General features: G+C 32.4%; 8 protein-coding genes and 1 pseudogene. All 9 read right to left on the bottom strand.

Going from position 1 to position 7,289, the window contains the following annotated elements; translation table 11 throughout:
* Positions 1–276: 276 nt before the first annotated feature.
* The 9 genes and pseudogenes from EAI80_RS05540 to EAI80_RS05505 all read right to left on the bottom strand — a co-directional run bounded on the left by EAI80_RS05540 (position 277) and on the right by EAI80_RS05505 (position 7,107).
* Positions 277–1,098, bottom strand: a complete 822-nt coding sequence (locus EAI80_RS05540; protein WP_129981255.1) for a Cof-type HAD-IIB family hydrolase — start codon at positions 1,096–1,098, stop codon at positions 277–279.
* Positions 1,099–1,187: 89 nt separating this feature from the next.
* Positions 1,188–2,024, bottom strand: a complete 837-nt coding sequence (locus tag EAI80_RS05535) for a prolyl oligopeptidase family serine peptidase (RefSeq protein WP_129981254.1) — start codon at positions 2,022–2,024, stop codon at positions 1,188–1,190.
* A complete protein-coding gene (locus EAI80_RS05530) occupies positions 1,997–2,392 on the bottom strand; it encodes a hypothetical protein (RefSeq protein WP_129981253.1) in 396 nt (131 codons plus the stop codon). The genes EAI80_RS05535 and EAI80_RS05530 overlap by 28 nt, the downstream gene beginning before the upstream one ends.
* Positions 2,393–2,500: 108 nt before the next feature.
* Positions 2,501–3,919, bottom strand: a complete 1,419-nt coding sequence (locus EAI80_RS05525; RefSeq protein ID WP_129981252.1) for a glycoside hydrolase family 1 protein — start codon at positions 3,917–3,919, stop codon at positions 2,501–2,503.
* A gap of 15 nt (positions 3,920–3,934) precedes the next feature.
* Positions 3,935–4,861: a type I phosphomannose isomerase catalytic subunit gene (locus tag EAI80_RS05520; protein WP_129981251.1), complete on the bottom strand. Its 927-nt coding sequence runs from the start codon at positions 4,859–4,861 to the stop codon at positions 3,935–3,937.
* A gap of 33 nt (positions 4,862–4,894) precedes the next feature.
* Positions 4,895–5,212 (bottom strand): hypothetical protein, encoded by a 318-nt coding sequence (locus EAI80_RS05515; RefSeq protein WP_238634445.1) that lies wholly within the window; start codon positions 5,210–5,212, stop codon positions 4,895–4,897.
* A 76-nt stretch (positions 5,213–5,288) separates the two neighbouring features.
* Positions 5,289–5,353 (bottom strand): annotated as a pseudogene (locus EAI80_RS13945) (zinc-ribbon domain-containing protein); the annotation flags it as partial.
* Between the two features lie 12 nt (positions 5,354–5,365).
* Positions 5,366–5,779: a zinc ribbon domain-containing protein gene (locus tag EAI80_RS05510; RefSeq protein ID WP_129981249.1), complete on the bottom strand. Its 414-nt coding sequence runs from the start codon at positions 5,777–5,779 to the stop codon at positions 5,366–5,368.
* Positions 5,780–5,802: 23 nt separating this feature from the next.
* On the bottom strand, positions 5,803–7,107 hold the full coding sequence (locus tag EAI80_RS05505; RefSeq protein WP_129981248.1) for a PTS transporter subunit EIIC: 1,305 nt from the start codon (positions 7,105–7,107) through the stop codon (positions 5,803–5,805).
* Positions 7,108–7,289 lie beyond the last annotated feature (182 nt).

The raw sequence follows: 7,289 nt of genomic DNA, 5'->3' as shown, positions 1-7,289 counted from the left end.
GAAGAGCTGATGTTCAGCTCATCAATTAAATGTTTTCAAATAAATCTGACGTGTATCTGTTCAGTTTTCAATGTTCTGTCTCAGCCCGTCTCCCGGACTGCCTGTCTATAATACCCAATATCGCAGCGTTTGTAAAGCATTTTTTGAATTTTATTCAAAATTTATTTCTAAATAGAGTTTTTTGCCCTTCTGCGCTACATAATTTTATTTTAATTAATTTTAGTATTATTTCTCTAACGCTCTTTATAGCTCAAATACAGCAAAAAAAAGAAGCATTTACTCCTCTAATATATACTTCTCTATAACCTCTGCACATCCATCATGATCATTATCAGATACAATTACATCACTGATTTCTTTAATACTCTCTTTCGCATTACCCATTGCAACTGCAAGACCTGCAGTTTCTAATGCTTCCTTATCATTATCTGCATCACCTACTACTATAGTCTCTTCAATAGAGATACCTAAATGATGGCATAACTGTTTTAATCCAGTTCCTTTATCTACACCTTTCGCATTCATTTCTAAACCTGTTGCTTCTGAATCCTTCATCTCTAATTCAAGTCCTGCTTCTTTAATAGCTTTTCTTGTATGATCTCTTGCAGCTTTTGAATGATGATAAATGTTAAGTTTATGTACTGAATAAGGATTGCCTACATAATAGTCATTGATGTTATCTACTTTAATAGTGACTTCTTCATACATTGGCTGGTAAACACCCATATAATAATCATTCATATGTGGTACTTTGTCTTTTTCTACGACAGATGTAATACCCATTAAATGAACCATTTCATCTGTTTCTTTACCAATTTGAATCAATGTTTTGACTTCTTCTTCACTTAATGGTGATTCATAGATGCTTCTTTCTTCTTCATAATCATAGACAAGTGCACCGCTGACACAATTCACATAGCGTAGTCTTGGCAGCACTTCTCTATACTCCTTAAGTTCTGCAGGACATCGTCCTGTATTAAGTATTACAATCTTACCTGCCTCTATTGCCTTATTAATAGCTTCTACTGTTTTATCTGAAATCTTCTTTTCACTATTAAGAAGTGTACCATCCATATCAAATGCGATTAATTTATACATGTGTAATTTCCCCTTTTATATGTATCATATTCTATCACAATATAGCCTACAAATATGAGCAGTTTCATAATATCAAAAAGAGGAACAATCTAGTTTCCCTGTTGTCCTAACCATTCCCACGCATTAAGATCCCCATCATAACATTCATTATTATCCCAGTAGATCCAAGAACAATGTCCATTATAAATATATGGTAAGCCATCTTCATTCTTATAGAGTCCAGTTGTATCACGAACACCATCAAATACAGAAACATGAACATTAGAAGCACCTGCTGCAAGTAGTCTTTTCACTGTAGGTTCAGTACATAGTGTATAATCAATCACATGATCCGTTTTCGCATATGTAAACCAGATAGGCATATGTTTAATCATATCAATTTGATCGTCAGTGATATATTCATCATGATACGCTTCGCAAATTGGAAATGCAGCTGCAAAGTAATGTGGATAATGGAGAAGCATTTCCATAGTCATATACCCACCATTAGAACATCCTCCAATATATATTCTATTTGTATCAATATCTCTATTCTCTTTAACATAAGAATCAATGAGTTCAAATAAACTCTTTGTATAAATAGAATCCTTTGTATCACTCTTATATTCACCTTTACCATCATCCATCCACATAGTAGGACATTGAGGCACAAGTACATAAGCTTGATTCATACACTTCTGAAATGGAACATCTGCCAATACAGTGACCTTATTTGCCAATAAATCAATAGAAGGATCTGTTCCTCCTTCCCCCAATCCATGTAACCAGATGACTAAAGGATGTTTCTTATCATCACTACTAGGTCTATATTCACCATAAGCATACTTTATTCCATCTACCGCCTTATATGAATTCATAATCCACTTATCTAATTGTGGGCATAATTTACCATCACCCTCTACATCAATATCCGGATTAACATCCATACCATATATATATATATATATATTCTATAAGGATTACACCAATTGTTTAATTGAGTAGTAGCATGAAAGATAAACGGTGACCCAACACTAGGTGATATAGCCAACTCAATAGCCACATAACAAGATGCAGTATTCACTTTATTACCATATTCATCCGAAATATAAGCATTTATTATTTCTCTTTCTGTTCTTATTATTCCTTCTTCACCTGTTATTTCATCAAGTACACCATTCTTTTCTTCTATTACCTTTAAGTTATTCATATCTATCAAATCAATTACTTGATTGAGTTTAATAATAGTCTTCTTTACAGCTGGTCCAAAGTCTTCACCTGTGACTACTACTTTTTGAGTTCCTCTATGTTTCATATATATACTTTTTTCTCATTAAATACTAACAGCAATTGTTATAACACTAATCGATATACTAAAGTATAAAAAAGTTCAGAAATAGTTTGCACCATTTCTGAACACCTTTTAATATTCGATATTATTTTCTAAATCTTCCCCATTTGTCGCAATACACTTTTGGTACCAGTAAAATGATTTTTTCTTGTATCTATTTAAATCTTTTAAATCTTTAAAATCTCTATCAACATAAACAAATCCATATCTTTTTCTTATTTCTTTATGGCTGCTTAAAAAATCTATTGGTGACCATGCAAGATATCCCATTAAATCTACACCATCATGATCAACTGCTTTTTTAACAGCTGAAATATGTTTTTGATAATAATCAATTCTTACATCATCATAAACTTTACCATCAACTAGATGCTCATCAATTCCAATACCATTTTCCACAATAAACAACGGTTTATGATAACGCGAATAGAAATCTACAAGTGAATATCTTAACCCTTCTGCATCAATCTGCCATCCCCATTCATTGGCTGTATAGTATGGATTTTTCATATTTCTTTCATCAAATAGAATTTCATCTTCTAGTTCATTTGTATCTTCTATTCCTTCAAATGAAGATTGTACATTACTTCTATAATATGAAAAAGCAAGATAATCTAATTTCTGAGATGCTGCTTTAATTACTTCTTTTTCACTCTCATTAAAATCATACCTAATATTTCTATTTAATGCATACTGAATAAAATATTGAGGTAATTCACCAAAGCACATCGTATCAAATGCAAAGTAATTATGAAGTTTGTTTTTAAAATCAGCTGCCATAATATCTTCACTCTTACAAGTTAGTGGATAGAATGGCGCATGCCCAATCATTCCACCAACTTTTGCTTCAGGATCAATGCGTTTTATTACTTCTACAGCACGTGCATGAGCAATTTGAACATTAACACTAAGCTGCACATACATTTCACTTTTTTTCATACCTTCCGGAAGTATTGCACCAGCTACTAAATCCCCCATACCATATGCAAGATTAATCTCGTTGTAAGTAATCCAGTATTTAACTTTTCCTTTTAATCTTTGGACAACACTTTCTACATGTTTAGCATAGAATTCAATAACATCTTTATTTAGAAAACCATTATATTTCTTCAGTAAATGATCTGGCATATCAAAATGAACAAGAGAAACAACAGGTTCAATTCCTTTTTCATGAAGATAATCAATCATATCTTCATAATAAGCTAACCCTTTTTCATTTGGTTCATCTTCATCACCAAGCGGATTAATTCTTGACCATACAATAGAAAATCTATAAGCCTTAAACCCCATTTCCGCCATCAAATCAATATCTTCTTTATATCTGTGATAATGATCTACAGCAACACTTGTATCACAAAATAATGGTGCGATACCTGGTTCTGGTGTTACTTTCAACGTATCATAAACATTTAAACCCTTTCCATCTTCTAAATAAGCTCCTTCTGCTTGTACATTACTTAAAGCACCGCCCCATAGGAAATCTTTATTCATCACAAAATGCCTCCTTTATTTTGTTGTCATCATAATAATCATATTGCCATCGATCTCAATTTTACTATGCTGAGGAATTAAAAAATTATCTCCTATCTTTACATCAAACCCATCTACAACGCCGTCACCTTTTACAACAGTGGCTAATTGATAATTATCTGTTTCATAAATATTATTACCCTCAATAGCCAATTTAGTTACAGTAAATGAATCATTAGAAATAAATGTTGTTTTTAAACCATTATCCATTTTTTCTTCAACAGGCATAATATTATTTTTCATCATTTCCTGATCATATGATAAACAATCAATAGCTTGAGTTAAATGTAATTCTCTTTCATTTCCATACTTATCTTTACGATGATAATCATAAAATCTAAAAGTCACATCTGTAGATTGCTGAATTTCATAAACAATGCTACCTTTTTTTAATGCATGAAGAATGCCTGCAGGTAGATAAACAAAATCTCCAGTATGAACAGAAAGATGTTTGATCAATTCATCCCACTTATCATTATTAATATAATTATATAAATCTTTTTCATCTTTTGCATTATGTCCATATACAATAGATGCATTATTTTCACTTTTAATAAAATACCATGCTTCATTCTTACCTAATGTATAACCATATTTCTTTGCAGCTTGTGAATCAGGATGAACTTGAATACTCAAATCATCTTCAGGTGCTACTAAAGAAATAATAACTGGAAATTCCTCACCAGGATGCCCAAATAATTCCTGATGTTTTTCCCATAATTCTCTCAAAGTCATCCCTTTAAAAGGTTCAGACAAACATATAGTTGACGCATCTTTCTGTGCCGAAAAACTCCAAGACTGGCCAATTCCTTCAGGAAATTGCTTATATCCAAAATAATCTCTAACTAAAGTATGTCCCCAGATAGCAGGTCTAGGAATAGGATCAAAAAATAGTATACTCATTATTAATATCCTCCTATAAAAAAAGGCTTATGCCTAATATGTAAATAGAGCAAATAAGCCAATAACAGTAATAAATATTGATAAGAAACTTGTAAGAGAAACAACATTCTCTTTTAGTCTGACTCCATGCTTACTATAAATAAGATTGTTTACTTGTTTTGCTTTAGTAACATGATAATCTGCAAGTAACGCGAAACATACAACTGCAATTCTCATAGGGAGACTTGTACCTATTCCTTTAGAAATATAGTTCCATGGGAAGAATGCAAGAATAAAAGCAACAACAGAAGCAAATAAAGCTGCACTTATATATGGATTTTTTATATCGAGATGCTTCTGCAATTTATTCACTTTGTGACTCTTTTCCTTTGATTTTTTTTCATTATACTTTTCGGAATAACTTTTTTGTTTTACTTTGACAACCTCTGTACCACAATGGTCACAGAATTTCGAAGAATCGCTGATCTTCATTCCGCATTTTCTACAATACATAAATTTATACCTCTACTTCACCAAAATAGTTGCAATATTCGCAAGTGTAACAAACATACTAGCAAAAACTGAGATGTATGCATAATTCTTATTTCCAGTAGGCTGATAGCCTTTTTGTTCATCTTTCTTATCTAAATTAAGAGAGAGCGCACCACATATAATTGCTCCTACATATAATACTGTACTAATCATATATGGTATTTTAATATTTATACCAACTGTTTTAAAAATTGTTCCAAGAATAAAGTCAAAACCGAATAAAGCAATAAAGAAGAGGAGAAGACCTAACTTGGCAAAACTATTTTCATGTGGATTCTTTTTCAGTTTGATTGAAGAGTGCTTTTGCTTGTTACTTAGTTCTTTCCCACAATGATAGCAATAGATTGAGTCTTCAGGTATTTCTTTATGACAATATGGACATACCATGTTAAGTCCCTCCTTATAATTTATTATTCTTCAGTATTTAATTTAGCAACTTCAGATTTTTCATAAGCTTTCCAGAATGGATAGAAGATAACTAATCCAATTACAAAGTTAATGAATACTACTACGAAGCCACCAATAGATCCTCCAGCGCTTAGATATCCTAAAATTGGAGAAGGTGTTGCCCAAGGCAATGACATATACATTTTACCAACAAAACCAATTTTTGTTAGCCAATAAGTTAATGCAGCAGTTAAAGTATGAGTTAAGACAAATGGAATTAACAAGAAACCATTCATCACTACTGGTAAACCAAACATGATTGGTTCAATGATACAGAAAACTGCAGGTGGTAAGCAAATTAAACCTAATGGTTTTAAATGAGGTAATTTCTTACTAGACATAAACATATAAACTAAGATTGGCCAACAGCTTGATACCCACTGTGATAATCTACATAAGTTTGGAGTCCAAACATATGGAAGATCTTTGACAGCTGTATGAGCCATAAATACTGCATTGTTTTCTGCTAACCACTGATTCAAGAATACGTTTGTAACTGCACCAGTGATGTTATCACCATGTAAACCACAAATCCAAAGTAAAGCGGACATAAACTGCTGGAAGCTGTAAACAAATACATTATCAGCGTTTCCGATTAATGGCATTAAGATTTCACCAACTGCTGATGGAATATTAATACCTGCAAGAGTTCTGATACCCCAACACACGATTGTGATGAAGAAATAAGGAATGATAGCTGAGAAACTATCAGAGATTGCTGGTGGAACTGAATCAGGAAGCTTGATTACGATATTCTTTTTATAACAGAAATCAATAATGTTAACAGCGATAGCACCTGCAATCATTGTAGTAATAAGCCCTGCACCACCCCAATAAGTTGATTCAAATGCACTAGCTCCAGTTTTAGCTAACTGACCAACTGAATTGTAGTTCAATAACATGAATGCAAAGAATGCGCCAACAGCACCTGTTGTTTTATTGAACCCTTTGATTTCAGCATATTCAGCACCAAATGCGATAATAATGTAGATAGCCATAATCCCCATTGATAAACTATTTACTAAAGCAAGATCTGCTGCCCATGGTTTTAAAAATGGGATTAATGCATGCTGTGTTAATCCACCATCAGAACAGAATAGATTAACAACTAAGAAAATAGAACCAACCATAGTTACTGGCAATGCAGCAACCATACCATTGACGATAGCACGAACAAATGGAATTTGACCAAAACGTGTCATAGGTCCGGCAATAACGTCAACTTTTTCTAAAACTTTGTCCATGAAGGACTGTTTTTCAGTAGACATTTTAAATTTCCTCCCTTTAAATTGATTTGAGAATCGTTTGTGTGTAAACGTTTTCTCTTATGTCTAAGTTAATATTATACTGTCTTTTCATAGTTTTCTATATAATCAGATGGCACATATTATGCCATCCGACTAACAAAACATGAATTTGCCCTTTATATCATCACATTTTCACGTTATGT

Origin of the sequence: Catenibacterium sp. co_0103, assembly GCF_004168205.1 — a bacterium.
Classification (GTDB): domain Bacteria; phylum Bacillota_I; class Bacilli_A; order Erysipelotrichales; family Coprobacillaceae; genus Catenibacterium; species Catenibacterium mitsuoka_A.
The sequence above is the reverse complement of the archived record's forward strand: the minus strand, read 5'-3'. Positions and strand labels throughout refer to the sequence as shown.